Annotated in this window: 18 protein-coding genes and 5 pseudogenes; 18 read left to right on the top strand and 5 right to left on the bottom strand. The window is 70.3% G+C overall.

The window, feature by feature from the left end; genetic code table 11:
* Positions 1-125: 125 nt before the first annotated feature.
* The 3 genes and pseudogenes from GFH49_RS10260 to GFH49_RS10250 all read left to right on the top strand — a co-directional run.
* On the top strand, positions 126-758 hold the full coding sequence (locus GFH49_RS10260) for a LysM peptidoglycan-binding domain-containing protein (protein ID WP_155055509.1): 633 nt from the start codon (positions 126-128) through the stop codon (positions 756-758).
* Between the two features lie 114 nt (positions 759-872).
* Positions 873-1,499, top strand: coding sequence for a LysM peptidoglycan-binding domain-containing protein (locus GFH49_RS10255; protein ID WP_155055508.1), 627 nt, complete (start codon positions 873-875; stop codon positions 1,497-1,499).
* Between the two features lie 119 nt (positions 1,500-1,618).
* Positions 1,619-2,339: pseudogene (locus GFH49_RS10250) on the top strand (helix-turn-helix transcriptional regulator); the annotation flags it as partial.
* Here the strand turns inward: GFH49_RS10250 and ctaD are convergent.
* The gene (gene ctaD / locus GFH49_RS10245) at positions 2,233-3,912 is read right to left on the bottom strand and encodes an aa3-type cytochrome oxidase subunit I (RefSeq protein WP_155055507.1); all 1,680 of its coding nucleotides are present in this window, start codon (positions 3,910-3,912) and stop codon (positions 2,233-2,235) included. The pseudogene GFH49_RS10250 and the gene ctaD sit on opposite strands and share 107 nt — an antisense overlap.
* Positions 3,913-4,279: 367 nt before the next feature.
* Between ctaD and GFH49_RS10240 the strand changes: the two genes are divergently transcribed.
* Complete coding sequence (locus GFH49_RS10240) at positions 4,280-4,495, top strand: I78 family peptidase inhibitor (RefSeq protein WP_155055506.1); 216 nt, start codon at positions 4,280-4,282, stop codon at positions 4,493-4,495.
* 621 nt (positions 4,496-5,116) lie between these two features.
* On the opposite strand, the pseudogene GFH49_RS10235 reads toward GFH49_RS10240, so the two are convergent.
* Both GFH49_RS10235 and GFH49_RS10230 read right to left on the bottom strand, forming a co-directional pair.
* Positions 5,117-6,157 (bottom strand): annotated as a pseudogene (locus tag GFH49_RS10235) (phosphatase PAP2 family protein); the annotation flags it as partial.
* A 251-nt stretch (positions 6,158-6,408) separates the two neighbouring features.
* On the bottom strand, positions 6,409-7,623 hold the full coding sequence (locus GFH49_RS10230; RefSeq protein ID WP_155055505.1) for a mannosyltransferase family protein: 1,215 nt from the start codon (positions 7,621-7,623) through the stop codon (positions 6,409-6,411).
* 261 nt (positions 7,624-7,884) lie between these two features.
* Between GFH49_RS10230 and GFH49_RS10225 the strand changes: the two genes are divergently transcribed.
* Entirely contained in the window at positions 7,885-9,480 is a 1,596-nt protein-coding gene (locus GFH49_RS10225; protein WP_155055504.1) for an MFS transporter, read from the top strand.
* Positions 9,481-9,536: 56 nt separating this feature from the next.
* Positions 9,537-10,715 (top strand): acyl-CoA dehydrogenase family protein, encoded by a 1,179-nt coding sequence (locus tag GFH49_RS10220; protein WP_155055503.1) that lies wholly within the window; start codon positions 9,537-9,539, stop codon positions 10,713-10,715.
* Positions 10,716-10,773: 58 nt separating this feature from the next.
* On the opposite strand, the gene GFH49_RS10215 is transcribed toward GFH49_RS10220, so the two are convergent.
* The gene (locus tag GFH49_RS10215) at positions 10,774-11,211 is read right to left on the bottom strand and encodes a cell division protein SepF (RefSeq protein WP_155055502.1); all 438 of its coding nucleotides are present in this window, start codon (positions 11,209-11,211) and stop codon (positions 10,774-10,776) included.
* Positions 11,212-11,522: 311 nt separating this feature from the next.
* Between GFH49_RS10215 and GFH49_RS10210 the strand changes: the two are divergent.
* The 3 genes and pseudogenes from GFH49_RS10210 (at position 11,523) to GFH49_RS10200 (ending at position 14,280) form a co-directional block, all read left to right on the top strand.
* Positions 11,523-12,752, top strand: a pseudogene (locus tag GFH49_RS10210) (hypothetical protein).
* Positions 12,753-12,928: 176 nt separating this feature from the next.
* Positions 12,929-13,219, top strand: a complete 291-nt coding sequence (locus GFH49_RS41430; protein ID WP_155055501.1) for a DUF1684 domain-containing protein — start codon at positions 12,929-12,931, stop codon at positions 13,217-13,219.
* Between the two features lie 158 nt (positions 13,220-13,377).
* On the top strand, positions 13,378-14,280 hold the full coding sequence (locus GFH49_RS10200; RefSeq protein WP_155055500.1) for a S1 family peptidase: 903 nt from the start codon (positions 13,378-13,380) through the stop codon (positions 14,278-14,280).
* A 719-nt stretch (positions 14,281-14,999) separates the two neighbouring features.
* Here the strand turns inward: GFH49_RS10200 and GFH49_RS10195 are convergent.
* Complete coding sequence (locus tag GFH49_RS10195) at positions 15,000-15,884, bottom strand: alpha/beta fold hydrolase (protein WP_230396226.1); 885 nt, start codon at positions 15,882-15,884, stop codon at positions 15,000-15,002.
* Positions 15,885-15,973: 89 nt separating this feature from the next.
* On the opposite strand from GFH49_RS10195, the gene GFH49_RS10190 reads away from it, so the two are divergent.
* From GFH49_RS10190 to GFH49_RS10150, 9 genes and pseudogenes are all read left to right on the top strand, one after another.
* Positions 15,974-16,888: a slipin family protein gene (locus tag GFH49_RS10190; RefSeq protein ID WP_155055544.1), complete on the top strand. Its 915-nt coding sequence runs from the start codon at positions 15,974-15,976 to the stop codon at positions 16,886-16,888.
* Between the two features lie 275 nt (positions 16,889-17,163).
* Entirely contained in the window at positions 17,164-18,246 is a 1,083-nt protein-coding gene (locus GFH49_RS10185) for a S1 family peptidase (protein ID WP_155055499.1), read from the top strand.
* A gap of 71 nt (positions 18,247-18,317) precedes the next feature.
* Positions 18,318-19,100, top strand: a pseudogene (locus GFH49_RS10180) (LamG domain protein jellyroll fold domain protein); the annotation flags it as partial.
* A gap of 238 nt (positions 19,101-19,338) precedes the next feature.
* Positions 19,339-19,677, top strand: coding sequence for a hypothetical protein (locus tag GFH49_RS10175; RefSeq protein WP_155055498.1), 339 nt, complete (start codon positions 19,339-19,341; stop codon positions 19,675-19,677).
* Positions 19,678-20,469: 792 nt separating this feature from the next.
* Complete coding sequence (locus tag GFH49_RS10170; protein ID WP_155055497.1) at positions 20,470-20,853, top strand: type II toxin-antitoxin system RelE/ParE family toxin; 384 nt, start codon at positions 20,470-20,472, stop codon at positions 20,851-20,853.
* A complete protein-coding gene (locus GFH49_RS10165) occupies positions 20,850-21,188 on the top strand; it encodes a helix-turn-helix domain-containing protein (protein WP_155055496.1) in 339 nt (112 codons plus the stop codon). Before GFH49_RS10170 ends, GFH49_RS10165 begins: the two co-directional genes overlap by 4 nt.
* A 35-nt stretch (positions 21,189-21,223) precedes the next feature.
* A pseudogene (gene relB / locus GFH49_RS10160) lies at positions 21,224-21,439 on the top strand (type II toxin-antitoxin system RelB family anti-toxin); the annotation flags it as partial.
* 567 nt (positions 21,440-22,006) lie between these two features.
* Complete coding sequence (locus GFH49_RS10155; RefSeq protein WP_155055494.1) at positions 22,007-25,429, top strand: DNA polymerase III subunit alpha; 3,423 nt, start codon at positions 22,007-22,009, stop codon at positions 25,427-25,429.
* Positions 25,426-26,388 carry a DNA polymerase Y family protein gene (locus GFH49_RS10150; protein WP_155055493.1) on the top strand — a complete coding sequence of 321 codons (963 nt, stop codon included), beginning with the start codon at positions 25,426-25,428 and terminating at the stop codon, positions 26,386-26,388. The genes GFH49_RS10155 and GFH49_RS10150 overlap by 4 nt, the downstream gene beginning before the upstream one ends.
* The last annotated feature ends 9 nt before the right edge of the window (positions 26,389-26,397 follow it).

The following is a 26,397-nucleotide window of genomic DNA, read 5'->3' as shown; positions in this document are numbered from 1 at the left end:
GCCGACCGCACCGAAGCCAGCACCGCACAGCCTCCGGCGGACGGGGCGGAGCGCGCGGAACCGCGACCGATCGCGGGACGCGCGCCCCGCCTTGGGGGACCCCGGGTCCGTGGAGAGGGATTTCCATGTCCGAATGTGCCGATACCAACCGCGACAACGTCCGCAAGACGAGTACGACACGTACGACGGCGGTCCTCGCCGGGGCAGCTCTGCTCGCCCCCCTCGGACTGCTGGCCGCGAGCGGCAACGCCGCGGCGGCGGACGGCGGAGTCTGGGACCGCATCGCCCAGTGCGAGAGCGGCGGCAACTGGCACATCAACACCGGTAACGGCTACTACGGCGGACTGCAGTTCGCCGCCGGCACCTGGCGCGCGTACGGCGGCACGGCCTACGCGGCGACGGCCGACCAGGCCTCCAGGGAGCAGCAGATCGCGGTAGCCACCAAGGTCCAGCGCGCCCAGGGTTGGGGTGCCTGGCCGACCTGCTCGGCACGGGCCGGAGCGTACGGCAGCGCACCCGCGGCTCCCGCGACCGGCTCGGACACGGCGAAGGCGGCTCCGCCGGAGGCGCCGGAACGCCCGTCGACCCACAGCGACCGCGGTACGTCCCGCGGCGACTACACGGTCCGCCAGGGCGACACCCTGAGCGGCATCGCCGCCCGGTACGGGACCACCTGGCAGCGGATCCACGCCGCCAACAAGGCCGTCATCGGCGGCGACCCCAATGTGATCGTGCCCGGACAGCGCCTCGAAATCTGAGCCGCCCCCGCCCCCGGGCACGGGGCCCCGTCCGGTGCGCCCGACCGGGTGGGGCCCTCGGCACACCGGACGCGCCGCAGCGGCCGTACGCGGCGCACTGCTTAGCGTGAGCCGATGTTCACCAAGCTGATCACGCTGGTCGTCGCCGGGCTGCTCGCCACCGTCACGCCGGCTGCCGCGCACGAGGTGCCACCGCTGCCGGTCCCCGTTCCGCTGCTCGACACGCTGCTCGGGCCCCGCGACTGCGGCAAGGGCAAGTGGCCCTGGGGCTGCCTCGCCGAGTGCGAGAGCAGTGGGCGCTGGAACGTCAACACCGGCAACGGCTTCTATGGCGGGCTGCAGTTCGGGCAGTCCACCTGGGAGGACTTCGGCGGCCTGAAGTACGCCCCGCGCGCGGACCTCGCCTCGCGCGAGGAGCAGATCGCCGTCGCCCGGAAGGTGGTGGCCGTGCAGGGCTGGGAGGCCTGGCCCGCCTGTTCCAAGAGATACGGGCTGAAGGGCCGGATGCACACCGTGAAGAGCGGCGACACGCTCACCTCGATCGCCCGCAGGTACGGCGTCAAGGGCGGCTGGCAAGCGCTGCACAAAGCCAACAGGAAGCGGCTCGGCCGCCGTCCCGACCAGCTGGAAGTGGACATGCTGCTGGTCATCCCGGAGGACGCCGACCGTGCGCCGGACCCGGCCCCCGGTCTCTTCGGTCCACCGCTGCCCGTCGACGAGGTTCCCCCGCCTCGCCACTGAACACGACGGCACCGCGGCGCGGTTCGTACGGGCGCAGTTCGTACGAGGGCAGTCCGTACGAGGGCAGTCCGTACGTCCGTGCCGCGACCGCCGACGGCCTGCTGCTTCCGGTCCGCGAGGTCGGCGTCACGCCGCGCACCGTGCGCCGGGACGTGGACCGGCTGCGGACGCTGGGCCATCCGGTCAACGCCCGTTCCGGCGCCGAGCTGCCGCCGCCGCGCACGGTACCGAGGCATCGGCGAGACCTCCGTACCGGCCCTCGCCAAGCTCGCACAGGTCCTGCCGAGCCGGCTGCGGTGCCGCGCAGGCGCCCTGAACGCGTTCGCCGTGCCGGTGCTGCGCGGTGCCCAGCCCGCCGCCGTCGATCCGGCCGTCCCCACCGAGCCGGCCAACCTCTGCCGGGACACAGAGCGGCCGCGCTTCGGGACGCCGAGCGGCGGCGCTTCGGGGCGCTGCTGGTACCTGGTCGCCTGGGACCCGGACCGCGACGACCGCATCACTCCGAGGCACCCCGTGCAAGCCACCTGCCGACGATCTCGCCGCGTATGTCTCCCAAGGCGTCTCCACGCGCGCCACGCGCGCGTGCGCCTCGCACGCCGTCATCCGGCTGCTGGTGCCCCTGGTGGAGGCGGCCGAGCGGGTCTCGCACCTGGACGGCGGCGACCCGTCGGCCGGGTGCTGGAGCCCGCCGAACTCGCCGAACTCGCCGAACTCGCCGAACTCGCCGACACGATCAGGACCGCTCGGGACCGGCCGTCTCGCGTTCTGGAGCGAGCTCCGCGTACTCCGGGTGGTGCAGGTCGAACGCCGGGGACTCCGAGCGGATCCGGGGCAGGGTGAGGAAGTTGTGCCGCGGCGGCGGGCAGGAGGTCGCCCATTCCAGGGAGCGCCCGTAGCCCCAGGGGTCGTCGACCTCGACCTTCTCGCCGTACTTGGCGGTCTTCCAGATGTTGTAGAGGAACGGCAGCGTCGACAGGCCGAGGAGGAACGCGCCGATCGTCGAGATGGTGTTGAGGGCGGTGAAGCCGTCGGCGGCCAGGTAGTCCGAGTAGCGGCGCGGCATCCCCTCGGCACCCAGCCAGTGCATCACCAGGAACGTGGTGTGGAAGCCGATGAACAGCGTCCAGAAATGGATCTTGCCGAGCCGCTCGTCGAGCATCTTGCCGGTGAGCTTCGGCCACCAGAAGTAGAACCCGGCGAAGATCGCGAAGACGACGGTGCCGAACACCACGTAATGGAAGTGCGCGACCACGAAGTAGGTGTCCGTGACGTGGAAGTCCATCGGGGGCGAGGCGAGGATCACGCCCGTCAGACCGCCGAAGAGGAACGTCACCAGGAACCCCACCGACCACAGCATCGGCGTCTCGAAGGACAGCGATCCCTTGATCATGGTCCCGGTCCAGTTGAAGAACTTCACCCCGGTCGGCACGGCGATCAGGAAGCTCATGAAGGAGAAGAACGGCAGCAGCACCGCGCCCGTCGCGAACATGTGGTGCGCCCACACCACCACCGACAGACCGGTGATCGCCATCGTCGCGCCGACCAGCGTCAGATAGCCGAAGATCGGCTTCCGGCTGAAGACCGGAATGATCTCCGTGACGATGCCGAAGAACGGCAGAGCGATGATGTACACCTCGGGATGCCCGAAGAACCAGAAGAGGTGCTGCCACAGCAGTGCGCCGCCGTTCGCCGCCGTGAAGATCTGCGAGCCGAACCGCCGGTCCGCCTCCAGACACAGCAGCGCGGCCGCCAGTACCGGGAACGCCATCAGGATCAGGATCGACGTGAACAGCGTGTTCCACACGAAGATCGGCATCCGGAACATCGTCATGCCGGGGGCGCGCATCCCGATGATGGTGGTGATGAAGTTGACCGCGCCGAGGATCGTGCCGAACCCGGCCAGCGCGAGTCCCATGATCCACAGGTCGGGCCCCACGCCCGGCGAGCGTTCCGCGCTGTTCAGCGGCGCGTAGGCGAACCAGCCGAAGGCCGCGGGCCCCGAGGGCACCAGCAGCGAGCCCAGCACGATCAGGCCGCCGAACAGGAACAGCCAGTACGACAGCATGTTCAGCCGCGGGAAGGCGACGTCGGGGGCGCCGATCTGCAGCGGCATCAGCTCGTTGGCGAAGCCCGCGAAGGTCGGTGTCGCGAACAGCAGCAGCATGATCGTGCCGTGCAACGTGAACAACTGGTTGAACTGCTGATTGTCGATGAGCTGCAGCCCCGGCCGGGCGAGCTCCGCGCGCATGATCAGCGCCATCAGGCCGCCGACGAGGAAGAACGCGAACGACGTGATCAGGTAGAGATGGCCGATCTTCTTGTGGTCGGTGGTCGTCAGCCAGTCGACGATCACCCGGCCCTGCGGCCTGCCCCGCACGGGTCGCATCGCCGCCTGCGCGGTCTCGGTCCCCATCGCTCGCTCGCCCCTTCGCTCGTCGCGCCAAGGCCCGCGGCAGGGGGTGGACCGGGGCTCTGTGTCTGAGCCGTGTATTTCCTATGCGACGTCAGCCCTCATGGCCCCACGCGGAATCGGAATGGAATGCGGATCCGTGGCGGTTACTCCGGCACTTTCCGCCGGGCTTTTCGGAGATCCGGGGCGACACGCGGAAATTACGTTCGAATGCCTGCGGAAGGCGTACGCGCGCGCCCGTTCGTGTGACGGAGCGCATCGGAAACGCGTGTCGTGATCCTGTGACAAACGTGTGACCCGAGAGGGATCAGGGACCCAAGGCGGCCGGATCCGGCTTCCGTGTCCGCTCGATGGGGCCTAGCGTGGCGGCATGGCACCCATTCCGAAACCCCCCGCCGAACCTCAGGACAGCCCGGATTCGTATGTGGGCCTCGATGCCGGCGCGGCCGAGCAACACGCCCGTGACCGGGGGTGGTCGACCGTGCGGTCGCTGCCGCCGGGCGCGATCATCACCATGGAGTACCGCCCGGGACGGCTGAACCTGGAGGTCAGGGACGGCCGGGTGGCGCGGGCCTGGAAGGGCTGAGAGACGACGACGGCCCTGGCTCCTCGCGTCGGATGCGCGGAAACCAGGGCCGTCGTGTCGTGCGCGCTCAGTCGCCCGTCATGCCGCCCGTCATGGGGAGGGGCGGCCCGAGGTGGCCGTGCCGCGCGCGACGCGGTCCGCCTGCGGCGGGCGGCGGCTGCCGACCGGAGTGACCGGCGTACGGTCCGAGCGGGCCGTGTGCGGCCCCGGCGCCAGATAGACCGGCGCCTTGGGAGACCGCGCCGCGGTGAAGGGCGCCGTCGCGGCGGAGAATGGCTCGGGCGCCGTGGGGACCGGCTCGGTCGCGCCGGTGTCTTCCTGGACGTGTGTGCGCGGCGTGAGCGTCGTGGTAACGGGCTCGGGCCCCAAGGAAACCGGCTCGGGTGCCGTGCGAACGGCCTCCGATGCCGCGGAGACCGGCTCGGGTGCCGTGCGAACGGCCTCCGATGCCGCGGAGACCGGCTCGGGTGCGGTGAGGAGCGGCTCGGTCGCGCCGGGCTCTTCCTGGGCGTGTGCGCGCGGTCTGAGCGTCGTGGGAATGGCTTCGGTCGCCAAGGAAACTGGCTCGGGTGCTGCGGGGACCGACTCCGGCGGCGCGGGCTCCTCCTGCGCGTATGCGCGCGGTCTGAGGGCCGTGGAAGCGGCTTCGGTTGCCAAGGAGACCGGCTCCGGTGTCGTGGAGACCGGCTCGGGTGTCGTAGGGACCGGCTCGGGTGCCGTGGGGGCTTCCTGGGCGGGCGTGTACGGCTTGAGCGCCGTGGAAACGAGGTCCGGTGTCGTGGAGACCGGCTCCGGTGTCGTGGAGATCGGCTCGGGTGTCGTGGGCTCCTGTTGGGCGGGTGTGCGCGGCTTGAGTGCCGTCGGTGCCTCGGCCGGGGCGGTCGCCGGGGTGGCGCGGTGGGAGCGCCAGCGGTCGCGGAGGCTGAAGATCTCGGCCTCGGCACGGGCCACCAGCGGCTCGAACCACGGCAGCGCCAGCAGGATCAGCAGACCCGCGGCCCAGCCGAGCAGTACATCACTCAGCCAGTGCGTACCCAGGTACACGGTGGTCAGGCCGACGCTGAGCGAGACCACGGCCGACAGGGCCGACAGCCAGCGCCGGGTCCCTGGCGTGGAGGCCAGATAGGCGAGGATGCCCCAGGTCACCACGGCGTTCGCGGTGTGTCCCGAAGGAAATATGTCGCTGCCGGCCTGGAACCAGTGCCACATCTCGTTCGAGCCGATGTCGGTCGCGTAGTGCGGACCGGAGCGGCCCAGGCCGTACTTCACGGCGGCCACCGTGATGTTCAGCAGCAGCAGCGCCGCACCGAAGGCCAGCAGCGGGCGCAGCGTGCGCTGCCGCCAGGAGCGCCAGCCGAGCCAGGCCACGACCATCACGGCGGTCGGTCCGCGCTGGCCGAGGACGACCCAGTAGTCCAGGAAGGCGTGGATCTCCGGCCATTGCTGGTACGGCCGGAAGAGCATCGCCTGCCAGTCGAACCGGACCAGCCACGAGGAGGTCACGACCGCCAGAACGATCGTGATGTAGAAGGCGAGCGTCGCGCCGAAAAGGACCACCCGGTGCCGCGTCATCCGGGGCACGTCTAGGACGGGCCGCTCCGGTTCACGGTCAAGCCGGGCGAAGATCCGGTCGAGCCGGCTCGGCTTTGGTTCGGTACGCACACGATCGACGTTACAGGGAGTGAGTGGAGTTACCCGCAGAGGCTGGCCCTTTGTAATGACGATGTGATGTGGGAAAGCTCTCAGGACGGGCTCTATTTCCGAGGATTCCGCAATCCCCTGTGTCTCTCCCCTTCAATTCCTTTGATCAGTTCGGGGGTCAGGTTTTGGCCCCACTTATAAATCCGTTCACCGGGTGATAGCCGGGAATTCTCTGGGCGCTCACCCGCCGTCAGCGGTCCGCCGGTGACCCGTCAGGGCGGACCGGAGCCGTTCAGCCAGAACGCCCCGTACACCGCCGAGCCGACCGCTACGGCGCCCAGCATCAGCACCGACCTGGTGGTTCGCAGCCGGGCCAGGGCCAGGGCGAGGGGCAGCAGCAGCGGGAAGGCGGGCATGAGCAGGCGGGGCTTCGAGCCGAAGTAGCTCGACGCGCACAGCGCCAGCGCGGTGACGACACCCGCGTACACCAGCAGCGGCAGCGGCTGACGCTGCCGTACACAGACGAGGTACAGCCAGACGACCAGGGCCACGCCGGCGATCAGCCCGACCCCGGCCAGGGCCGACGGGAACGACGTGAACTTTGCGGCGATGAATCGGGCGAACGCCCAGCCGCCGTCGAAGCCGTTGCGCCAGCCCGCCTGGACGTCGAGATAGCCGAGCGGGCCCTCGCCGGTGCGGTGGCCGACCCACAGGACATATCCGGCGGCGCCGAGGGGCGCGAGCAGCATGGCGAGGGCGCGTCGCCGCACGGATGCGCCGTTTTCCGGTGTGCCGGGGGCGAAAGATGGGGCGCGTTCCTGGCCGCGTGCGCCGTCGATGGGCGCCGCGCTTCGGTGTCGTACGAAAGTGGCGATCCCGGCCGCCCAGACTGCCGCCACGACCGCCAGGCCCACCGGCCGGGTCAGCCCCGCCAGCAGGGCCAGGGTGCCGGAGGTGAGCCAGCGGCCGGTCAGGACGGCGTACAGCGACCAGGCGGCGAGTGCGGTGAACAGTGACTCGCTGTACGCCATCGACTGCACGATCCCGACGGGCAGTACGGCCCACAGCAGCACCGCGTACAACCCCGCGCGCGGGCCGTACACAAGGTCGGCTACCGCGAAGACTCCCCAGGCCGCGGCGAGCGAGGCCAGCACGGCGACGAGGAAGCCGGCGCCCGCGTACGACAGCGGGGTCGTCGCGTGCAGCAGCCGCTCCAGCCAGGGCAGCAGCGGGAAGAAGGCCAGGTTGGAGTGGATGTCGCCGTTCGGGAGGCGGACCTCGTAGCCGTAGCCCAGCTCGGCGACCCTCGTGTACCAGACGGAGTCCCAGCGGGCGGTCAGCAGGGTGTACGCGCTCTTGTCGCGCGCCGCACTCCACAGGGCCAGGGCGAGCAGGCCCAGGGCGCGGACGGCCGCATACCCGAGGAGGGCCTTGGCCGCCGCCCCCTTGAGGCGGGGAGGTGCCACGCGCGTTGCAAGATCGGTCACGGGTCCGATTATCGACGGCCCGCGGAACCGGCCCGGCCCGCGCCATGGGGAGGAAGGGGAGACTGCGTGGCGTATGCCACACGCGTTCCGCGGGACGTGTGAGAGGTCCGCCACGCAGGACCGGCGGGTTCTCGCGTACATTGACGTGTCACTCGCTTTTCGTTGCGCGGGCCGGAGACCACCGCTCCTCTCCGGCCGAGTCACGGGGATCCCCACCCCGTGTGCCCGCCGAACGCGAGGGAACATCTGGGAGGTACGTGCATGTCCGGGACGACCACGGCCGCTTCGCTGCGCCGTCGGGCGGCCGGGGCCGGTGCAAACCGCTGGGTCGTCCTCGTCGTCCTCTGCGTGAGCCTGCTCCTGGTCGCCGTCGACGCGACCGTTCTGCATGTGGCGGTGCCCGCCGTCACCGAGGACCTCAAGCCCGGCGCGATAGAACTGCTCTGGATCGTCGACGTCTATCCGCTCGTCTGCGCCTCGCTGCTGATCCTCTTCGGCACGCTCGGCGACCGGGTGGGCCGCAGACGGGTCCTGCTCCTCGGATACGGCCTGTTCGGCGTCGCCTCGGCCATGGCGGCCCTCGCCGACACCGCCCAGCTGCTGATCGCCGCGCGGGCGCTGCTCGGCGTCGGCGGCGCGATGATCATGCCCGCGACCCTGTCGATCCTCCGCCAGGTCTTCCCCGACCGGCGTGAGCGGGCCCTCGCCATCGGCATCTGGAGCGCGGTGGCCGCGGTGGGCGCGGCGGTCGGGCCGCTGCTCGGCGGTTTCCTCCTTGAGCACTTCTGGTGGGGCTCGGTCTTCCTCGTCAACATCCCGCTGATGCTGGTCAGCCTGCCGGTGGGACGGCTGCTGCTGCCCGAGTCGAAGGGCGACGGCAAGGGGCCCTGGGACGTGGCCGGCGCGCTGATGGCCACGGTCGGCCTGTTCGGGGTCGTCCTGGGCGTCAAGCGACTCGGGGGCGGGGAGATGGGCGGGATGACCGTGCTGCCGCTGGCGGTGGGCGCGGGGCTGCTCGTCCTGTTCGTACGGAGGCAGCGACGGCTCAGGCATCCGCTCGTCGACCTGCGGATGTTCGCCCGGCCGGCGTTCAGCACATCCGTGGGCTGCATCGTGCTGGCGATGCTGGCGCTGGTCGGGCTGGAGCTGATCGCGGCGCAGTATCTGCAGCTGGTGCTGGGGCTCTCCCCGCTGGAGACGGGCCTGCGCCTGCTGCCGCTGACGTTCGCCGCGATGGCGGCGGGTCTCGCCGGGGCGCGGATGCTGCGCAGGTTCGGGCCGCGGCGCATGGTGTGCGCCGGGTTCGCGCTGACCGCGGTCGCGGTGCTGACGCTGATGGCGGTGGCCGGGGAGGACAATCCCGGCATACTGCTGTTCGGCTTCGTGCTGCTGGGCTTCGGCCTGGAGACGACGCTGTTCGGGGCGTACGAGTCGATGCTGAGCGAGGCCCCGCAGGAACAGGCGGGCGGCGCCGCGGCGATCGGCGAGACGTCTTACCAGCTCGGTGCGGGGATCGGGATCGCGCTGCTGGGAAGCGTGATGAACGCGGCGTATGCGCCCGGACTGTCGTCCGTGCCGGGGGTTCCGGGGCGGGCGTCGGCCGCGGCGGAGCATTCGCTGGGCGAGGCGTACGAGGTCGCCGACCGTCTCGGCGGCCCCGCCGGCGTCGCCCTGCGCCGGGCCGCCCAGGACTCCTTCGTGCACGGGCTGCATGTGACGCTGCTGGTGAGTGCGGGGCTGCTGGTGCTGGGCGCGTTGATGGCGCTGCGGTTGCCGCGGGTGATGCAGTGCGAGGAGGCGGCGACGGTGGAGCTTCCCGGACCGCGGGAAGTCGCGGAGTCCCGCGTCTCGGTGTGACGAGGGACCCGGGTACGGTGACTACCGCTGCTAGTCGGTTATCCGGAGGGTGTCCCATGCCGTTGCCCCCGTTCGATCCCGCCGACCCCCTGGGCGTCGATGACCTGCTGGACCCGGAGGACCTCGCGATCCGCGACACCGTGCGGAGGTGGGCCGCCGACCGGGTCCTGCCGTATGTCGCGGACTGGTACGAGAAGGGCGAGCTGCCCGACGTAAGGGAACTGGCCCGTGAACTCGGCGGGATCGGGGCCCTGGGAATGTCGCTCAGCGGCTACGGATGCGCCGGTGCGAGCGCCGTGCAGTACGGGCTGGCCTGTCTGGAACTGGAGGCCGCCGACTCCGGCATCCGCTCCCTCGTGTCCGTGCAGGGCTCCCTCGCCATGTACGCCATCCACCGGTTCGGCAGTGAGGACCAGAAGCAGCGCTGGCTGCCCCTCATGGCCGCCGGCGACGTCATCGGCTGCTTCGGTCTCACCGAACCCGACCACGGCTCCGACCCCGCTTCCATGCGGACGCACGCCAAGCGCGACGGCGGCGACTGGGTGCTCAACGGGCGGAAGATGTGGATCACCAACGGCTCGGTGGCCGGTGTGGCCGTCGTCTGGGCGCAGACCGACGACGGGATCCGGGGGTTCGTCGTCCCCACCGACACCGCCGGCTTCTCCGCGCCGGAGATCAAGCACAAGTGGTCGCTGCGCGCCTCCGTCACCAGCGAACTCGTCCTCGAAGACGTACGGCTGCCCGCCGACGCCGTACTGCCGGACGGCACCGGCCTGCGCGGCCCCCTCAGCTGTCTCTCCCACGCGCGCTACGGCATCGTGTGGGGGGCGATGGGGGCGGCACGGTCCTGTTTCGAGACCGCTGTCGACTACGCGAAGACGCGGGAGCAGTTCGGGCGGCCCATCGGGGGATTCCAGCTCACCCAGGCCAAGCTCGCCGACATGGCGGTCGAACTGCACAAGGGGATCCTGCTCGCCCATCATCTGGGGCGGCGGATGGATGCCGGCCGCCTGCGTCCCGAGCAGGTCAGCTTCGGCAAACTGAACAACGTACGCGAGGCGATCGAGATCTGCCGTACGGCTCGGACGATCCTCGGGGCCAACGGGATCTCCCTGGAGTACCCCGTCATGCGGCATGCGACGAACCTGGAGTCGGTGCTCACCTACGAGGGCACCGTCGAGATGCACCAGCTCGTGCTGGGCAAGGCGCTCACCGGACTCGACGCGTTCCGGTAAGGGCCGGGCGTTCCGGTAAGGACCGGCGGAGCGGGCAGGGCCGGTGAACGGCCCTGCCTCAGCTCTGGTTGAAGAAACCGTCCGAGCGGTGTGCCGACGGCTCCCCGCTGACGATCTCCGTGTCGGCCGGGCTGAGCAGGAACACGCGGTTGGAGACCCGGTCGATCGAACCCCGCAGGCCGAAGATCAGGCCGGCCGCGAAGTCGACCACGCGCTTGGCGTCGGCCGGCTCCATGGCCGTGAGGTTCATGATGACCGGGACACCCTCGCGGAACAGCTCGCCGATGGCGCGCGCGTCCCGGAAGCTGTCCGGAGTGACCGTGCCGATCCGGCGGCCCTTCTCCACGGCCACGTCCGAGGCCACCTTCACCCGCGGGTCGGTGACCCAGGCATCCCCGGGCTCGGTCCCTTCGGAGTAGTCGTCGTCGTAGTAACGCTCGTCATCGTTGTCGTCGACGAGGCCAAGCCAGGCACTCGCCTTGCGTACCGATCCCATGGACGCCTCCTCTCACAGCGGTCTCTTGTGCTTTCCGCTTCCTATCGTCGTCCATGATGCGGACGTCGTGCCAAGTGGATAGACGCCGCGCGGGGGGTTTGTGACGGTACTGGTGCACAGCGAATTCGTCGAGAGCCCTGGTCTCCCAAGGGTCTTGCCGGACAGTGCTGCTGACTGTGAGTGAAATATGATTGTTCGCGTCGTATGGGTGACCGGTGGGGCGTACGGGTGAACAGCGGCGGTCTCATTGGTGTGATGTTCGGTCGGTACGATGCGGCCGCTCAACATCGCACGCAGCACGGGGGATCGTCATGTTCGGAATCGTCAGGCCGTGCCGTCATCGGCTCGGTGAAAGCCTCAAGACCCGGTGGATGGCGCATCTGTGCGGTCCCGCAGTGCCTTAAGGGCCTGGGAGGTGCCCCCAGTCTCGCCCTGCGCCGGGACCACGGCCAGTTCGCCCGCATCGGGACCAACTACGACGGGCTGCTCATCTCGGTTCTGACGGAGGCTCAGGCCGAGCGGGACGGCGGTGGCAGGCGTACGGCGGGACCGTGCCCGTTGCGCGGGATGCGCACCGCGTCCGTCGCACACGGCGAGGGCGCCCGGCTCGCGGCCGCAGTCTCGCTGGTGCTCGCCTCGGCCAAGGTGCGCGACCATGTCGCCGACGGGGACGGGCTGCTGGCCCGCAGGCCGGTCGCGCTCGCCGCACGCCGGGTCGCGGCGGGCTGGGGGCGTGCGGGCGCCCGTACCGGATCCGATGTCGGCTTCGACACCGCAGTACTCGTGGACGCCGTGGACCGGCAGCTCGGCATCGAGACCCTTGCCGGGCCGGGCACGTCCGTCCTGACGGTCACCGAGCCGACCGAGACCGCCACCGCCGCGGCCTTCGCGCACACCGCGGTCCTCGCCGGACGGCCCGGGCAACGCCGAGCCGCTCGCCGAGGCCGGGCGCCTCTTCGGACGGCTCGCGCATCTCCTGGACGCGGTGGAGGACAGGGAGGCCGATACCGCGGCGGGCGCTTGGAACCCCCTCACCGCGACCGGGACCTCCCTCACCGAGGCCCGGCGGCTCGCCGACGACGCCCTGCGCGGGATACGGCTCGCGCTGCGGGAGGTCGCCTGGGGGTCCGGGGTCTCCCCGGAAATCCGGGGTCTCCCCGGGAAAGCACAGCGCTGACGGCAAGCTGGCGCACCGGCTGCTCGTGCACGAGCTGCGCAGCTCCGTCGACCGTGCCTTCGGCACGGTCTCGTGTGCGCACATGGCGGGCCCGTACGCCCCGCCCGGCGGTCCCGGCGGTCCCGGCGGCCCATGGCTGCCGCCGGAGCCACCGCGCCGCGACCGGCGTGGGCTGCTCGCCGGCTGCGCCCTCTGGCTGGGACTGGCCTGTACGTGCCAGATGTGCTGCGGCGAGTACGAGGACCCCTGGTCGCGCGAGCGCCGGGAAGGTCTGTGCAGCAACTGCGACTGCTCCAACTGCTGCGATTGCTGTGACTGCTGCGCGAACTGCTCCGACTGCTGTGACTGCGGCTGCGACTGCTGAGTGGGAGACGACGGCACATCCGACGCCGCGCGTACGGGGAGCGCTGACTGGTGGTGTCGGTGGGCGAAGGGGCGTGGGGCGTACGCGAGTCCGCCCCCGGATCCGCGGGACGGCGGGCGTTCCGGGGCATTGAGGTCACGCCGTTGCGGGCTGGTCGGTGCCGGGGTGCCGGCGGCATGTTGGGTGTGTGTCGAAGCGGTTGGCTTGCCGGGGGCGGTTTTCGGCGATGGTGCGGGAGTTTCCGTTTCCGCTTGTTGCGCCTGGGCGGGCCCGACGCTGGGGGCTGTACGACGGTCGGCTTCAGCCGTGCGCTGCCGCCGCCCTGCGCCTTCGCCGACCGCCTGATCTGCCCGTTTCCGCCGCCGGGGAACGCCCTGGGTGTCGCCGTCGCGCTGGGGGAGCGCACCCTGCTCCGAGCGGGGCCGGGGTGGCCAAGTCGCACAGTTCATTCAAAGGGTGACGGCTGAAAGGCGCCCTTGCGGCTACCGGTCCTTCAGCCGAATACTCCCTCCAGCGCTTGTCAGGGGCACGGCGTGTTCGGAATCCGGACATTCGGGCCACTGGCTGCGCCTCACGGGCCCCGACCCCACGCGGGCCCCCGACTTCCCATGTGGAGGAACGAAAAGTGAGGATCGAGCGCACCACCCCCCGCAACGGCCTGCAGAGACGGACCCGGCTGATCGCCGTCAGTACCGGTCTCGTGGCCGCGGCCGCGATCGCGATCCCCAACGCGAACGCCGCCGACCCCGCCACATTCAGTGCCTCCCAGCTCAAGAGCGCCGGCTCCTCGGTGCTCAAGGCTGACATCCCGGGCACCGCCTGGGCCGTCGACGCGAAGACCAACCGGGTCGTCGTCACCGTCGACAGCACGGTCTCCGAGGCCGAGATAGCCAAGATCAAGCAGACGGCCGGCGCCAACGCCTCCGCGCTCACGATCAAGGAGACCGCGGGCACGTTCCAGAAGTACATCCAGGGCGGCGACGCCATCTATGCGAGTAGCTGGCGGTGTTCCCTCGGCTTCAACGTCCAGAACAGCAGTGGCACCCAGTACTTCCTGACCGCCGGTCACTGCACCGACGGCGCCGGCACCTGGTGGTCCAACTCGGGGCACACCTCGGTCATCGGCTCGACCACCGGCTCCAGCTTCCCGGGCAACGACTACGGCATCGTGCAGTACTCCGGGTCCGTCAGCAGGCCCGGCACCGCGAACGGCGTCGACATCACCCGCGCGGCCACGCCGAGCGTGAACACCAGCGTCATCCGTGACGGCTCCACCACCGGCACGCACACCGGCCGCGTCACCGCCCTGAACGCCACCGTCAACTACGGCGGCGGCGACATCGTCAACGGCCTGATCCAGACCAACGTCTGCGCCGAGCCCGGCGACTCCGGCGGCCCGCTCTACGGCAGCAACGGCACCGCGTACGGTCTGACCTCCGGCGGCAGCGGCAACTGCTCCTCCGGCGGCACGACCTTCTACCAGCCGGTCACCGAGGCCCTGAGCGCCTACGGCGTCAGTGTCTACTAGGCCGTTCTAGGCCGTTCGGCGGGTTTGCACAGCCGGCCTGCACCACCGGCACCCGCACGGCCCGACCGCGGTCAGCAGCAGGTGAGCCCCCCACGCACCCGCGTGCGGGGGCTCGCTATCGTGCGTCGGGAACCCGTGGGAGGGGAACGGCAGTTGGAAATCGACGACCGGCAACGGCGGGTGGGGCGACGTCCGTTGCTGTTCGTGGTGCCGCGTGAAGCTGCGGGAGATCGTGCGGTCGAACGTGACCGGCGAGGCGGCTGACAGCCGTGGCGGCTGCGGCTGATGTAGATGAATCCGCTGGAATCCGCTGGAATCCGCTGGACACTCTGCTCGCGTCCGCGCTCGGGGCCGTGTTCGGCCAGGCCCAGTACGGGCGAAAAGTGCAGCACGCGCTCGGCGGGAGGTCGGCATGTCGGATGTGGGATGTGGGATGCGGGATGGACGGTCAGCAGGGCTCGGCCCGCTGAAATCCGGCCTGCCGGGTGGAGATCGTCAACGGTGGCTCGCGGCACCTCGTGGTCGGGGTGGAGTCCTGCCTCGTCCCGTGTGACGGGGCCCGGCGAGCGGACCGACCACGCCGGGCCGCACAAGTGCCCTCTGGCAGGGAGGACGGTACGGGCCCGTCACACGCGGTCGGCGACAGTCATGAACGGGTCATGGACCTGATGCGCGGCGCCCGCATCGAGCGGCCGGGGGATGAGGTGCCGCCGGCCGGGTCATGAGGCCCCGGACGCCGGTGTGGCGCACAGCCAGTCCAGTACGGCGGGCAGCGCCTTCAGCGCCCCGAAGTGGCCGGTGTCCGGTTCCAGGACGGGCCGGGCCCGGGGGATGCGGTCCGCGAGCCACTTGAAGTGGCCCACGGGGGAGAAGGTGTCCAGGGCGCCGTGCCACAGCAGCACCGGCCGGGTGATGACCGCCGGGTCGAAGCCCCAGCTGCTGAGCAGGGCGAGGTCGTCGTCGAGCCAGCCGTACGCCGAGGTGCGCAGCGACTCGCGGTAGTCGCGCAGCAGCATGTCGCTGATCGCCGGGTCGGAGATGATCCGCCGGTCGGAGTCGGTGAGCCCGTCGCGGAGGGAGACCAGCAGCTGGGCCGGATCGCTGCGGATGGCGGCGGCGCGGGAGGCCAGCCGGTCGGCGAAGTCCAGCGGGTCGGTGAGCGCCCGGGTGAAGTCCTCGACGTTCGAGGGCGCCATGCCGTCGAACCAGCTCAGCCCCCCGGCGTCCGGCGGCGCGGGACACACCAGCGCCGCCGTCCGCCGCACCCGCGCCGGCAGCAGCGCCGCGCAGGCCAGCGCGTGCGGGGCGCCGCCCGATCGGCCGAGTACGGCGAACCGGTCGAGGCCCAGGGCGTCCGCCAGCTCGGCCACGTCCCGGGCCGCGTCGGCCACCCGGCGTCCCGGCCGGCGGTCCGAATCGCCGTAGCCGGGACGGTCGTAGGAGATGAACCGCACGCCGGGGCGCGCGGTGAGGACGTCCTCCGGCACCGTGCCGTGCCGGCAGCCCGGGGTGCCGTGCAGCAGCACCACCGGCGTGCCGTCCGGGTCTCCCCGCTCCGCCACCGCCAGCCATCGGCCGTCCCGCATCCGTACGCCGTCGACCACCTGTGTCCTCCGTCTCCCCAACGCGAGCCCCCGGAGTTACCGTCGAAGTACACACCCTGTGCGCCCGATTCGGACCCTGGGGGGCCGTGATGGTCGAGGAGCTGGTGGCGGCGGGCGTCTCGCTCGCGTCTGTCGGAGTGGTGTACGTGCTGTCGGCGGCGCGGGTCGTCAAACAGTACGAACGCGGTGTGGTGTTCCGGCTCGGCAGGCTGAAGTCCGATGTGCGCGGACCCGGGTTGACGATGATCATTCCCGGCGTGGACAAGCTCCGCAAGGTCAACATGCAGATCGTGACGATGCCCGTGCCGGCGCAGGAGGGCATCACCCGGGACAACGTCACGGTGCGGGTGGACGCCGTGGTCTACTTCAAGGTCGTCGACGCGTCGGACGCCGTCGTGAAGGTCGAGGACTACCGCTTCGCGGTCTCGCAGATGGCCCAGACCTCGCTGCGCTCCATCATCGGCAAGAGCGATCTGGACGATCTGCTGTCCAGCCGCGAAAAGCTCAACCAGGGCCTGGAGTTGATGATCGACAGCCCGGCGATCGGCTGGGGCGTGCAGATCGACCGCGTCGAGATCAAGGACGTGTCGCTGCCCGAGACCATGAAGCGTTCCATGGCCCGGCAGGCGGAGGCCGACCGGGAGCGGCGGGCCCGCGTCATCAACGCGGACGCCGAGCTCCAGGCGTCGAAGAAGCTCGCGGAGGCCGCCGAGCAGATGGCGGACACGCCCTCCGCCCTGCAACTGCGGCTGCTCCAGACGGTGATGGCGGTCGCCGCCGAGAAGAACTCGACGCTCGTGCTGCCCATTCCGGTGGAGCTGCTGCGCTTCTTGGAGAAGGCGCCGGGCCAGGCGCCGGTTGCTCCTGCGGCTCCTGTGGCTCCGGCGGTGGCCCCGGCAGTGGCTCCGGCGGCGGTGGCCCCACAACCGGCGCAGGAGCAACTGCCGCTCGCCGCATCCCGCTTGGATCCGGATCGGCAAGGGTCGAATTCAAGACAGGAGTAGACCTCACCCCATCGTGATGAGTCACTCGCGCGCAGTGTTTGCAGCGCGAAGATGCGTGTCGTGACTGTGCACGGTCAAAGCGAGGGGGCGCGCAACCGCGTTCTACGCGCGTCCGGAAGTCGACCTTGTGTGCCCCCTGTGAGTCTCGGGATAGTGAACGTCGTTCAACCGGTACGGACACGGCTTTTGTTGTACGCCGTCCACCGCGCCGTATGCCTTCCGGTTCGCGAGGCCCCCACAGCCTTTCGGGCCGACCCCCCACAGGAGGACGTGAGTTGAAGCACCGACGCATACCCAGGCGGCGGACAGTCGTGGCAGGTGCGGGCATCGCCGCACTCGTCGCCGCGGGTGTCACCTTGCAGACTGCGAACGCCAGCGAAAGTACGGAGGGCTCCGCGCCCGGGACCCTCTCGGTAACGGCGGCCGGAAAGCTCGCCTCGACGCTGGGCAAGGAACTCGGCACCGACGCGGCCGGCACCTACTACGACGCGCGAAAGCAGAACCTCGTCGTCAACGTGCTCGACGAGGCCGCCGCTCAGACCGTCGAGGAAGCCGGCGCCGAGGCCAGAGTCGTGGCGAACTCCCTCGCCGAACTCAACAGCGCCCGGGCCACCCTGAAGCAGGACGCGACCATCCCCGGTACGTCCTGGATGACCGACCCGGCCACCAACAAGGTCGTCGTCACCGCCGACCGCACGGTCTCCAAGGCCGAGCTGGCCCAGCTGACCAAGGTCGTCGACGGGCTCGGCGGCACGGCCGAACTCAAGCGCACCGAGGGAGAGTTCAAGCCCTTCATCGCGGGTGGCGACGCCATCACCGGTGATGGCGGGCGCTGCTCGCTCGGCTTCAACGTGGTCAAGGACGGCGAGCCGTACTTCCTGACCGCCGGTCACTGCACCGATGCCATCACGAACTGGCAGGACTCGGACGGCAACGAGCTGGGCACCAACGATGTCTCCAGCTTCCCGGACAACGACTACGGCCTGGTCAAGTACACCGGCGACGTCGAGCACCCGAGCGAGGTCAACCTCTACAACGGCTCCTCGCAGGCCATCGCCGGTGCCTCCGAGGCGACCGTCGGCATGGAGGTCACCCGCAGCGGCTCGACGACCCAGGTGCACGACGGCACGGTCACCGGCCTGGACGCCACCGTGAACTACGGCAACGGCGACATCGTCAACGGCCTGATCCAGACCGACGTCTGCGCCGAGCCCGGCGACAGCGGCGGCTCCCTGTTCTCCGGCGACCAGGCGATCGGCCTCACCTCCGGCGGCAGCGGCGACTGCACCTCCGGCGGCGAGACCTTCTTCCAGCCGGTCACCGAGGCGTTGTCCGCCACGGGCACGGAAATCGGCTGACGGTTTCGTCGCTTCTCCGTGAAGTCCCGCCCCGTGTGTGAGGGGCGGGACTTTCGCGTGCGGTCGGGGGCGGACCGGCCGACACCGTGGCCACCATGGATGTGGAGGTCACTGAGGACACGCTGACCGTGGTCCCGGACGCGGCCATGCTGTCCGGGACCGACACCTCCGCGTTCCCGCTCTACATCGACCCGACCGTCACCTGGAACGAGTCGGAGCGCACTCTGCTGCGCAGTGACGGCTATGAGTCGTACGGCTGGAGCAACGCCGAGGACGGCCTGGGCAGGGGCGTGGGCAAGTGCGGTACCTGGAACGGCTACTACTGCGGCCCGGGGTATGTGCAGCGGCTGTATTTCGAGTTCTCTCCGGCCAGCCTCAAGGGCAAGCGGGTGGTGGACGCGACCTTCCGGGTGACGGAGCCGTGGGCGTTCCAGTGCGATCCGCGCGTAGTGGATCTGGTGCGCACGAACAACATCTCGTCGTCCACGACGTGGTCCTCAAGGCCGAAACACCTCGATCTGATGGTCGACCGTAATGTGTCGGCGGGCCGTGGGTCGCTGTGCGACCCGGACTCACCGGACGCGCCGATCGAGTTCAACGACAACCCGGACGAGACCAACGAGAACCTGACCTCGACGGTACGGAGTTTCGCGGCGGGCAAGTTCTCCCGGCTGACCCTGATGCTCAAGGCGCACGACGAGACCAACACCTCGGCGTGGAAGCGGTTCAGGAACGACGCGGTGCTGTCCGTGGACTACGTCGGCGTTCCGGCGCCGCCGACCAGCCCCGGTGTGCTCTCCGGGGAGATCTCCTCCTGCGAGACCGACGCCGAGGACCCCGCGGTGCTCTCGGACCAGGCAGGGAAGAATCAGAAGGTTCAGGCGGATCTGGATAGCCTGTTCCAGCAGCTGTCTCGCGGAAACATGAATCCGGGACTTGGGAGCAGGGCTTTGGCTGGAACGGATGTCACCTATGCGCGAGGAAGGAACGGCGGTCGCCTGTTCTTCCGGAACGTCGATGGCGGGATTCAGATCGTGGGGGAATCTGACAAGGCGAACGAATCCAAGGTGATTGCGAGGCTGAATCAGCTCTATGGCCAGTGACCCTCTCTACCGTGTAGAGAACCAGCAGTTCAGTGCGCTCTTCATGTTGGGTGCAGAGGACGACAAGGAATCTGTCGAAAACGTCGACGCAGAACTCTGCCTTCCGGATGGGACGCGATGGAGCGCCACATTCATGACGCTGCGCGCGATCGAGCAGGTGATGAATCGCTGGCGGGAGACTGGGGAATGCTCCGGAGGGGTGTATTTCCAGTGCCCCGATCTCGTGATAATTCCCGAGGGCGGTCTGGCGGCGATGTTGGATTCCTTCAAGGGGATTATCGAATCGGGCGGACCCGAAGGAGTCTTGCAATTCCTGGGTGAAAGCTAACTCGCCCATAGATGCTCTCGTAGAGTGAAACAGGATGCCCCTTTCCCGGGTGACGGAGAAAGGGGCATCCTGGCTTTTGACGGCAACGATGACGGCAACGTCAGCGGACGACGGCTGTGATGGGCGGGTCGTCGGGGGCTTCCGCCGGGCCGATGACGGTGTCGAGAGTGTCGATGGCCTGGCGCTGGAGGTTCAAGGCGGCGTCCGCCCGTCTGAACCGGCCGAACATCGCCGACCGACGCGCCGTCGGGCGAGCAGCCGAGGCCTGCGCGAGGTGCCGGTAGACGGCCGGACCCAGGCGCGAGCTGGGCCCAACCTGGTGCCGTCAGGCGCATGTTGTGGGGGTGGAGCCCTTGCGCGTCGCACAGCAAGTTGTCGCCTACGACCGTCCTACGGCCGGATCGCAGGCACAGGGACGGCCAGGGGGCCGACCCTCAACATCCCTCGCCGGGCTCACCGAAGGCGGTGGCCGGCGTCGCCTCAGGCGGGGAGCGAGCTCCCGGCCGCCCGTGGCAGACCGCCCCCTCCCGCCCGGCCCCCGCGCCGCCAGACTGGGCGACGCGCCAGCCCGGCCGCACGCTGCCTCTCCCGCTCGGGCCCGATCCTGCCGAAAGAAGCCGGCCCTGCGCCGCCCCGGCCGGTTGCCGCTGGTTTGCGGGCGGCGCCGTGGCATCAGGACGAAGGGGGAGTACGGGGGTGCGCGACGCTGGAGTAGCTGCGATCGCGGCGACGGCACACGACCTGAACTACGAAGTCGCGCTCTCGCACCCCGTGCCATATATCATCAGCGATATGGACAGCGAGCGGTACTCGATCGAGATCGAGCCGGAGGTGCGGCTGTGGCTGGAGAACATTCCCGCCCATCACTACAAGCAGGCCGAACGCGTCGCCGACCTGCTGGCCGAGCAGCCCACCACGCTCGACGAACCGCACTCCCGCCACTTGGGCGGCAAGCTCCGCGAGCTGCGCTTCCGCCTGGGTGATGCCCATCAGCGGATCACCTACTGGCTGGCGCCCGGCCGACGTGTCGTGCTGCTCACCGTGTTCCGCAAGACCAAGATGCGCGAGCAGGCCGAAGTGGACCGCGCCCACGCCGCACAGCGATTGTGCGAGGCAGAGCATGAAGCCGCCGCCGAACACGACCTCTACAGCCGCGACCTCAAGGAGAACCGATGAACCACAGCGAATGGAGGACCCGTCGCCACCGCCAACTGCTGGGCGAACACCTGGACGCTGACCCCGAGTACGACCGGGTCTACGAAGAGGCCGGCCTCGCCATGACGTTGGGCAAGGCCGTCTACGACCGGCGTAAGCAACTGGGCCTGAGCGAGGCCGACCTTGCCGAGCGCATGCACGTCGGCGTAGAGGACATCGAAGGCATCGAGACGGCCACCGAGCTGCCGCCCATCGCGGTCATCATGCGCCTGGCCCGCGCACTGGACCTCACGGTGGACGTGCACCTCGCCGGCGGAGACGAGCCCACCGTCACCATCGTCGCCCCAGCGGCCTGAGGCGGGGAGGAACCATGCAGGACCCGCCTTCCGTGCTCGCCCGTGAGCTCGGGCAACTTGTCCACGACCGGCGCATCGAGCTCGGGCTGTCCCAGGCCGAACTGGCCGAGCGGTGCGGGATGAAGCAGCCGCAGATCTCCCGCTTCGAAGGCGGCGGGACCGTGCCCACGCTTCCCCTCCTGCGCCGCCTGGCTCAGGCTCTCGGCGCCGACCTGACCATCAGCCTCACCCCGCACGACGAAGCCGCTTGACACGCATTCGGAATTCCTGGAATTCCCCAGGCGGCGTAGACCGCTGACGGCAGTAGTGACGGCAACACCAGCAGACTCCAGCGCGCGAGCACGAACATCCGGCGACTGTCAAATCACCCGCTGACCAGCAAACTTGCAGGTAGGAGCGGCCTGGCCCGCACACGTACTATGTGCTGGCGGGGGCTACGCCCTCCTGGTAGTTCTGGGCCAGGGGCGCTCCGGCAGACACTCGCCCACAAAGGTGCCCCACCACGCGACGGGCCCGGGGCCTGAGCGAGTGAAGGCGCCCGGCTCCCCGCCCACGAGGTGCTGGCGGAGCACTATGCGGTGCCGCTCAACGTGGTCACCAACACCACCGCCCTGCGTCAGCCGCGCGGGACTGGCTGCGCGGCCTCTTGCCGGTCGTCTTCGTCGTCCGGTTCATCCGGGCCGCTGGCTGTTTTCGCAGGTAGGGCGTGCCCGATCGAGGGTCGTACATGCGTTCGAGAATGGGGGTATGGTGGGGGTGAGGGATTAGGGAACTGATGTTCGAGAGTCGTTCGGGGCTCGCGAGTGCGGGAGGTGCGTGTGCCGGGTTTCACGCATCTGCGCACCGTCTCCGGGTTCTCCCTGCGCTACGGCGCCTCGCACCCGGAGCGGTTGGCCGAGCGTGCCTCCGAGCGGCACATGGATGCCCTCGCCCTCACCGACCGCGACTCCCTCGCCGGCACGGTCCGCTTTGCCAAGGCCTGCGCCAAAGCGGGGGTCCGTCCGCTGTTCGGCGTGAACCTGGCGGTGGAGGAACTGGAGTCCGTACGTCGACAAAAGCGCCGTACCCCGGTCCGCGGCGGCGCCTTCATCGACGAGTCGACACCGCGGGTGACCTTCCTCGCCCGGGACGGCGCCCGTGGCTGGGCCGACCTGTGCCGTCTCGTCACCGCCGCCCACGCCGCCGAGGACACCCCGCTGCTGCCCCGGTCCGCCGCCCCCGCCGAGGGCCTGACCGTCCTGCTCGGCCCCGACTCCGAGGTCGGCCGCGCGCTCGCCGCCGGGCGCCCCGACCGGGCGGCGAGACTCCTCGGCCCCTGGCGGGATGCCTACGGCGATGCCCTGCGCCTCGAAGCCGTCTGGCACAGCCGCACGGGCACCGGCCCCGGCTCCCTGCGGCTGGCCGCCCGCACCGTCGGCTTCGCCGCCGAGCAGCGGATCCGGCCCGTGCTCAGCAACGCCGTCCGCTATGCCGACCCCGGCCTCGGCCCGGTCGCCGACATCCTGGACGCCGCCCGCCGTCTCGTCCCCGTCGACCCCGCCAAGGAACTGGACTCGGGGGAGGCCTGGCTCAAGGGCGCGGACGTCATGCGCAAAGCGGCCGAGCGGATCGTCGAGGCCGCGGGCTTCCGGCGTGACACCGCACTCCGTCTGCTGGAGCAGACCCAGGCCACCGCCGCCGAGTGCCTGGTCGACCCCGAGGACGACCTCGGTATCGGCACCGTCCACTTCCCCGAACCGCACCTCGTCGGCGCCGGCCGCCGCACCGCACAGCGCGCGCTGGCCTCCCGGGCGGCGGCCGGCATGGTGCTGCACGGCTACGACCACCGGCGTGCCTACTGGGAGCGGGTGCACGAGGAACTGGACATCATCGCCCACCACGGCTTCGCCTCCTACTTCCTGACGGTCGCTCAAGTCGTGGACGACGTGAAGAAGATGGGCATCCGGGTCGCCGCGCGTGGCTCCGGCGCCGGCTCCCTCGTCAACCATCTCCTCGGCATCGCCCACGCCGACCCCGTCGAGCACGGGCTGCTGATGGAGCGCTTCCTGTCCAAGCGCCGTCTGGTGCTGCCCGACATCGACATCGACGTGGAGTCCGCGCGCCGGCTGGAGGTCTACCGCGAGATCATCGGCCGGTTCGGCACCGAACGGGTCGCGACCGTCTCCATGCCGGAGACCTACCGCGTCCGCCACGCGATCCGGGACGTCGGCGCCGCCCTTTCCATGGACCCGGCCGACATCGACCGCATCGCCAAGTCCTTCCCGCACATCCGCGCGCGGGACGCCCGCGCGGCCCTGGAGGAACTGCCCGAGCTGCGCCGGCTCGCGGGTGAGAAGGAGAGGTACGGCAAGCTCTGGGAGCTGACCGAGGCCCTCGACGCCCTCCCGCGCGGGATCGCCATGCACCCCTGCGGAGTGCTCCTGTCCGACGCGTCCCTGCTGAGCCGTACGCCGGTCATGCCCACCAGTGGCGAAGGCTTCCCCATGTCGCAGTTCGACAAGGAGGACGTCGAGGACCTCGGGCTGCTCAAGCTGGATGTGCTCGGGGTGCGGATGCAGTCGGCGATGGCGCATGCGGTCGCGGAGGTGGAGCGGGCGACGGGGGAGCGGATCGACCTGGACGCGCTCGATTTCGAGCGGGGGGACGGCGATCCGGCGACGTATCGGCTCATCCGCTCCACCGAGACGCTGGGCTGCTTCCAGATCGAGTCGCCGGGGCAGCGGGACCTGGTCGGACGGCTTCAGCCGGCCACTTTCCACGATCTCGTGGTCGACATCTCCCTCTTCCGGCCGGGGCCGGTCGCCGCCGACATGGTGCGGCCGTTCATCGAGGCGCGGCACGGGCGGGCGCCGGTCCGCTATCCGCACCGGGATCTGGAAGGGCCGCTGCGGGAGACGTACGGAGTCGTCGTCTTCCACGAGCAGATCATCCACATCGTCGACATCATGACCGGCTGCGGACGGGCCGAGGCGGACCGGGCGCGGCGCGGGCTGTCCGACCCGGAGTCGCAGGGGCGGATCAAGGTGTGGTTCGCCCAGCACGCGGCGGCGAAGGGCTACGACGCGGAAACGATTCAGCAGACCTGGGGGATCGTCGAGGCCTTCGGATCGTACGGCTTCTGCAAGGCGCACGCGGTCGCCTTCGCCGTACCGACGTACCAGTCGGCGTGGCTGAAGGCGCATCACCCGGCGGCCTTCTATGCCGGGCTGCTCACGCACGACCCCGGGATGTATCCGAAACGGCTGCTGCTGGCGGACGCGCGGCGGCGTGGGGTGCCGATCCTGCCGTTGGACGTGAACGCGTCGGGGGTTGCGCACCGTATCGAACTGGTGTCCGGGTCAGGAGTCTGGGGGCTGCGGTTGGCCCTCTCCGATGTGCACGGCATCAGCGAGGCCGAGGCGGCGCGGATCGCGGACGGGCAGCCGTACGCCTCGCTGCTGGACTTCTGGGAGCGGGCGCGGCCCAGCCGTCCGCTCGCCCAAAGGCTGGCGCAAGTCGGTGCGTTGGACGCCTTCGGGGCCAACCGCCGTGATCTGCAACTGCACTTGACCGAGCTGCACCGGGGGGCCCGAGGAGCGGGTGGCGGTCAACTCCCGCTGTCCGGAGGGCGGAAGACCGCGCCGGCCGGGCTGCCCGACCTCTCCTCCGCGGAGCGGCTCAGCGCCGAGCTGGGAGTGCTGTCCATGGACGCCTCACGCCATCTGATGGACGACCACCGGGCGTTCCTCGACGAACTGGGAGTGGTGTCCGCCCGACGGCTGCGGGACGCCAGGCACGGGGAGACGGTGCTGGTCGCGGGTGCCAAGGCGGCGACGCAGACCCCGCCGATCCGGTCCGGCAAGCGGGTCATCTTCTCCACCCTGGACGACGGCACCGGCCTGGTCGACCTCGCCTTCTTCGACGACTCCCACGACGCCTGCGCCCATACCGTCTTCCACTCCTGGCTGCTGCTGGTACGCGGAGTGGTGCAGCGGCGCGGCCCGCGCAGCCTCAGCGTGGTGGGCGCCGCCGCCTGGAACCTCGCCGAGCTGGTCGAGCTGCGTGCCGAGGGCGGCCTCGACGTGGTGGCGGCCCGGCTTGCGGAGCCGGTGCCGGAAGGGGGCGGCGATTCGACGGGCGGACGGCGAATCCAGATGCCCACCGGATACGAAATGCACCCGTGGGCCGATCTGCGTCCGGCGGGTCAAGAGCCTTCACAGGTACGGAAGTTGTGGCACCAGAGTCCGGGGAGTGCGGGATGACCATCCTCTGTGTACGTTTCCAGCTGCCGCCGGTGCACGAGGCGGCCCTGCCGGAGCTGATCGGGTTGCTTGAGGAGTTCACGCCGGTCGTCGAGGCGCTGCCGCCGGACGGGGCGCTGGCCGATCTGCGGGGCGCCGAGCGGTACTTCGGGCGCAGCGCCGTCGAACTGGCGGCGGTGATCCGCGTCCGTTCCCTGGCCCTGTACGGGGTCGACTGTGTGATCGGCGCCGGGCCCGGCCCGATGCTGGCCCGTATGGCGCTGCGCGACGCCCGGCCCGGGGTCACCCATGAGCTGCCCGAAGGGCCCGACGGCATCGCCGAGTTGCCCGTCACCGCGCTCCCCGGCGTCGGTACCGCGACCGCCCGCACCCTGTGCGAGTACGGGCTCGACACCCTCGGCATGGTCGCCGCCGCACCCCTGTCCACGCTCCAGCGCCTGGTCGGCGCGAAGACCGGCCGCGAGCTGCGCGAGAAGGCGAACGGCATCGACCGCGGCCGGGTCGTACCGAACGCCGTCTCCCGCTCCCTCGCCGCCGAACGCCCCTTCGGCCGCGACGAGTTGGACCCCGACCGGCACCGCCGCGCCCTGCTCTCCGCCGCCGGGGAACTGGGTTCCCGGCTGCGCGCCCTGGAGAAGGTCTGCGGCACCCTGGCCCTCACCGTGCGCTACGCCGACCGCACCGCGACCACCCGCACCCGCACCCTCAAGGAACCCACCGCCCACTCGGCCGCTCTCACCCGGACCGCGTACGACATGTACGAAGCCCTCGGCCTCCAGCGCGCCCGGGTACGGTCGATCACCCTGCGCGCCGAGGCCCTCGGCCCCGCCGAACAGGCCTCCTACCAGCTCACCTTCGACCCGGTGGACGAAAAGGCCCGCCGCATCGAGGAGGTGGCGGACCGCGCGCGAGCGAAATTCGGGCCGCACGCGGTGAAGCCGGGGACGCTGGCGGCGTAACTCTCCTTG

This window comes from Streptomyces blattellae (assembly GCF_009709555.1).
Taxonomy (GTDB): domain Bacteria; phylum Actinomycetota; class Actinomycetes; order Streptomycetales; family Streptomycetaceae; genus Streptomyces; species Streptomyces blattellae.
This window is presented reverse-complemented; position numbering and strand designations above follow the sequence as displayed.

What these genes read in the sequence shown, in the direction of transcription:
- GFH49_RS10260 (WP_155055509.1), top strand. Translation starts at nt 126, where the DNA reads ATGTCCGAATGTGCCGATACCAACCGCGACAACGTCCGCAAGACGAGT.
- GFH49_RS10255 (WP_155055508.1), top strand. Translation starts at nt 873, where the DNA reads ATGTTCACCAAGCTGATCACGCTGGTCGTCGCCGGGCTGCTCGCCACC.
- ctaD (WP_155055507.1), bottom strand. Translation starts at nt 3,912, where the DNA reads ATGGGGACCGAGACCGCGCAGGCGGCGATGCGACCCGTGCGGGGCAGG.
- GFH49_RS10240 (WP_155055506.1), top strand. Translation starts at nt 4,280, where the DNA reads ATGGCACCCATTCCGAAACCCCCCGCCGAACCTCAGGACAGCCCGGAT.
- GFH49_RS10225 (WP_155055504.1), top strand. Translation starts at nt 7,885, where the DNA reads ATGTCCGGGACGACCACGGCCGCTTCGCTGCGCCGTCGGGCGGCCGGG.
- GFH49_RS10220 (WP_155055503.1), top strand. Translation starts at nt 9,537, where the DNA reads ATGCCGTTGCCCCCGTTCGATCCCGCCGACCCCCTGGGCGTCGATGAC.
- GFH49_RS10215 (WP_155055502.1), bottom strand. Translation starts at nt 11,211, where the DNA reads ATGGGATCGGTACGCAAGGCGAGTGCCTGGCTTGGCCTCGTCGACGAC.
- GFH49_RS41430 (WP_155055501.1), top strand. Translation starts at nt 12,929, where the DNA reads ATGTTGGGTGTGTGTCGAAGCGGTTGGCTTGCCGGGGGCGGTTTTCGG.
- GFH49_RS10190 (WP_155055544.1), top strand. Translation starts at nt 15,974, where the DNA reads ATGGTCGAGGAGCTGGTGGCGGCGGGCGTCTCGCTCGCGTCTGTCGGA.
- GFH49_RS10175 (WP_155055498.1), top strand. Translation starts at nt 19,339, where the DNA reads ATGGCCAGTGACCCTCTCTACCGTGTAGAGAACCAGCAGTTCAGTGCG.
- GFH49_RS10170 (WP_155055497.1), top strand. Translation starts at nt 20,470, where the DNA reads ATGGACAGCGAGCGGTACTCGATCGAGATCGAGCCGGAGGTGCGGCTG.
- GFH49_RS10165 (WP_155055496.1), top strand. Translation starts at nt 20,850, where the DNA reads ATGAACCACAGCGAATGGAGGACCCGTCGCCACCGCCAACTGCTGGGC.
- GFH49_RS10150 (WP_155055493.1), top strand. Translation starts at nt 25,426, where the DNA reads ATGACCATCCTCTGTGTACGTTTCCAGCTGCCGCCGGTGCACGAGGCG.